Genomic DNA, 3,110 nt, shown 5'->3' with positions numbered 1-3,110 from the left:
GGCTACCCCCACGGCCTCTCCGGGGAGCTCAGGGAGGCGGTGTACACCGTGGTCTCTGTGGCGCCTAGGTTCAACAGAGCGGCTGTGGGGGTGGCCGAGGTGGTTAAAAGCGGCAACTTTATGCAAGAGGCGTGCCGCACCCAAGCCGCTGTGAAGTTCGGCAGAGATCTACGTCTAGAAGCCGAGGCCCCGGCGAACCACCACGTCTTCATGCCGGGGGACGTGGCTGAGGAGGCGGAGGCCGTGTTCAAACTCCTCTCAATCCCCACCACCCGCTACTAGTTTAAAAATAGCCGCCCTTCTCCAGCCATGGAGCTGTACGTCAATTTTGAACTGCCCCGGGAGGCGGAGGAGGAGCTGGGTAGGTATTTCAAAATTGTGAGGGGTGGCGATTTGAGCAACGTCGAGGTGGCGCTTGTCAGCAGGATAACCGCCGAGGAGCTGGCCAAGATGCCGAGGCTGAGGTTTATACAGGTGGTGACAGCTGGGCTTGACCACCTCCCGTGGGAGAGCATCCCGCCGCACGTCGTCGTTGCGGGAAACGCGGGGTCTAACGCAGACGCGGTGGCCGAATTCGCCATGGCTCTGCTCCTCGCTCCTTATAAACGCGTGGTGCAGTACAGCGAGAAGATGAGGCGTGGGGACTACAGACGGGACTTGCCTGTACCCCTCATCCACGGCAGGAAGGTCGCCGTGCTGGGCCTTGGGGAGATCGGCACAAGAGTGGCTAAGATCCTCGCCGCCATGGGGGCGGAGGTGTGGGGCTTCTCCAGAACGCCGAAGGAGGGGCCGTGGCGCTTTACCAACAGCCTAGAGGAGGCGCTCCGCGGCGCGAAGGCCGCGGTGTGCGCCCTCCCCCTGAACAAATACACGAGGGGGATGGTGAAGTACGAACACCTCGCCCTCATGGCGGAGGACGCCGTATTTGTAAACGTCGGACGCGCCGAGGTGGTGGACCGCGAGGGGGTTCTGCGCATACTGAAGGAACGCCCCAGCTTCATATTTGCAAGCGACGTCTGGTGGGGGAGGAACGACTTCGCCAAAGACGCCGAGTTCTACGTCTTGTCCAACGTCTACGCGACGCCGTGGGTCGCCGGTGGCTACGGCAACGAGGAGGTGTGGATGCAGATGGTGAGAGAGGCCGTTAGGAACCTCGTCACCTACGCCAGAGGCGGCAGGCCTAGAAACATCGCCAGGAGAGAAGACTATATATAGGTAGGCGCATTTGGAGATATGAGCAAGGAGGTGATCTACTTCATGCTACACACAGAGGTGCTGAGGCTCCTCGAGGAGATGGGGCAGAGGAGACTCGCCCTAGAGGTGGAGAGAGCCGGCATTAGCCACGACATATACGACTTCCTCGACAGAGCCTTCTCCATGTACTACGCGGAGTACGGCGGGGTAAACTGCCGGTGGCTTAGAGACGCCATACGGCAGGACTGGGAGAGGGTGACGAGAGTTGTCTTGCCACAGCTCTTGAGGCAGTACGCCGCTGGCGTGGCGCCGCGGACAACAGCCAGCGGAGAGGCCGCCGGCGAACGTGTGTTAAGGATTCGCTCCGCGTCTTCGTAACTCCTCTACTATTTTCACAGCCAGCTTAGCCACCTCTCTGTATTCCCTATCCCTTACAATTCTCTTCACCACAGCGGCGTCCACGGCGCCGTATTGGTGTACCACAATATTTCTAAACCTCACCACGGCTCTATATCTCTTAAACTCGTCCTCGTCTATAACACCCGCGGCCCTCAGCTTCGCGCCGGCGTCGATATAGCCCTCCACCTCCATGCCAAGCGCCGCCGCCGCCTTGACGGCTAAGTCTATAAGTGCCTGGGCCTGCGCCTGGAGCATATAGACAGCTGAGAAGAATTTATACACATCGTCGAGATCCTCAACTTTCACGTTGTCGAGTAGCGACGTGTAGTACAGAAGGAGCTTAATATCCTCTCTACTGCGCCCATTTCCTCATCACGGCCTTTATCTGCGTCTCTAAAAGCTCAAGCTTCTCCGAGTCGATCATAAAGTCGAAACAGGGATACAGCAACCTAGACCTAATTTCTAGAAACTCGTCGAGATTTCTGAAATAGACAACTCTGCCCCGACCCAACACGTCTATTATAAGCGAGCACGGGAGGCTCTCGTAGCCGTTTAGAACCACCAGATCCACCTCCTCCTCCTTAACCCCGAGAAATCTAGCCAAGGCGTACAACAGGTCCACGTCCCTATCCACATCCTCAAGCCAGACCCCGACATCCCAATCACTCTTCACCGCCCTCCCCCACACCCTCGAGCCGAACAGCACAGAGAAAACTACAGAGAAATCCCTCCATGGGAAGAGGCGCAATTTTTCAACACTCACTGAGAAATTAGAGCTGGTTATTAAGTATTGAAATGCTTTTATAGAGACTCTAGCTACGTGGCGTGGAGCCCGACGTGTCCACCGCCATGTTGCGCCGGGTGGAGGAGCTACAGCGCCTCGCGGACAGCATAGCGGAGCACCACCCCTACTGGCCTGCGTTGCACTTCACGCTTCAGTTGCTCAGGAGGCTTGTGGAGAAGTGGCACGAGGACTTCAGCGGGGAGGAGTACGAAGAGCTGACTTGGCTGGCGGAGAAGGTGCTGGACAGCGTCAAGAAGATTCAGCCCCGACAGGAATGACATCACCAATCAGGGGCGGCACCTTCTCCACCCTCCTCTTTCTCGCCAGCGTTCTGTAGCTCATTTTCCGATGCGCTCATTTTCACACGTGGGATTGCCATCCACCGCTGTTGTCTCCGCTCAGCCAGGCGGTGGTCTGTCCGCATATGTCTCCGGAGTTGCGTCGCTGACAGATGCCTTTGCCAGACGCGTGGAGGCAACTGGCGGGGCGTCCATGAGTTTTACGCATCTCGTCGCGGCCGCGGGCTCCTCCACAGGCTTGTCCCTGCGCCTCGCTCTCGGGAAGAGGGGCGGTCTCCTCGGCTCCGCGGAAGGCCTTCTCTTGTTGAACGGAGGCTTGAAAACCTCGTAGAGCCATGATTCCCACATCTCGGCGAGACGCCTCTTGTAGGTGTAGGCCAGGATGATGAAGACGTCGGCCCTAAGCCCCCTCTTCGCCGCAGAGGAGTGGCCCC

Annotated in this window: 6 protein-coding genes and 1 pseudogene; 4 read left to right on the top strand and 3 right to left on the bottom strand. The window is 58.4% G+C overall.

Features of this window, described 5'->3' with window-relative positions:
• From ACP5J3_RS12380 to ACP5J3_RS12370, 3 genes and pseudogenes are all read left to right on the top strand, one after another.
• Positions 1–282: pseudogene (locus ACP5J3_RS12380) on the top strand (fucose isomerase); the annotation flags it as partial.
• 27 nt (positions 283–309) lie between these two features.
• A complete protein-coding gene (locus ACP5J3_RS12375; RefSeq protein WP_428495971.1) occupies positions 310–1,215 on the top strand; it encodes a 2-hydroxyacid dehydrogenase in 906 nt (301 codons plus the stop codon).
• An 18-nt stretch (positions 1,216–1,233) separates the two neighbouring features.
• Entirely contained in the window at positions 1,234–1,572 is a 339-nt protein-coding gene (locus tag ACP5J3_RS12370; RefSeq protein WP_428495970.1) for a hypothetical protein, read from the top strand.
• On the opposite strand, the gene ACP5J3_RS12365 is transcribed toward ACP5J3_RS12370, so the two are convergent.
• Both ACP5J3_RS12365 and ACP5J3_RS12360 read right to left on the bottom strand, forming a co-directional pair.
• Positions 1,546–1,899, bottom strand: coding sequence for a DUF86 domain-containing protein (locus ACP5J3_RS12365; RefSeq protein ID WP_428495969.1), 354 nt, complete (start codon positions 1,897–1,899; stop codon positions 1,546–1,548). The genes ACP5J3_RS12370 and ACP5J3_RS12365 overlap by 27 nt on opposite strands.
• Before the next feature lie 46 nt (positions 1,900–1,945).
• On the bottom strand, positions 1,946–2,356 hold the full coding sequence (locus ACP5J3_RS12360; protein WP_428495968.1) for a nucleotidyltransferase domain-containing protein: 411 nt from the start codon (positions 2,354–2,356) through the stop codon (positions 1,946–1,948).
• A gap of 62 nt (positions 2,357–2,418) precedes the next feature.
• Between ACP5J3_RS12360 and ACP5J3_RS12355 the strand changes: the two genes are divergently transcribed.
• Positions 2,419–2,655, top strand: coding sequence for a hypothetical protein (locus ACP5J3_RS12355; protein WP_428495967.1), 237 nt, complete (start codon positions 2,419–2,421; stop codon positions 2,653–2,655).
• Between the two features lie 120 nt (positions 2,656–2,775).
• Here ACP5J3_RS12355 and ACP5J3_RS12350 read toward each other — a convergent pair.
• A partial coding sequence (locus ACP5J3_RS12350; protein ID WP_428495966.1) for a hypothetical protein occupies positions 2,776–3,110 on the bottom strand: 335 nt, incomplete at its 5' end.

The organism is Pyrobaculum sp., assembly GCF_049971835.1.
GTDB lineage: Archaea > Thermoproteota > Thermoprotei > Thermoproteales > Thermoproteaceae > Pyrobaculum.
This window is presented reverse-complemented; position numbering and strand designations above follow the sequence as displayed.

Excerpts from the sequence above, each read along its gene's own strand:
- ACP5J3_RS12375 (WP_428495971.1), top strand. The coding sequence starts at position 310 with ATGGAGCTGTACGTCAATTTTGAACTGCCCCGGGAGGCGGAGGAGGAG.
- ACP5J3_RS12370 (WP_428495970.1), top strand. The coding sequence starts at position 1,234 with ATGAGCAAGGAGGTGATCTACTTCATGCTACACACAGAGGTGCTGAGG.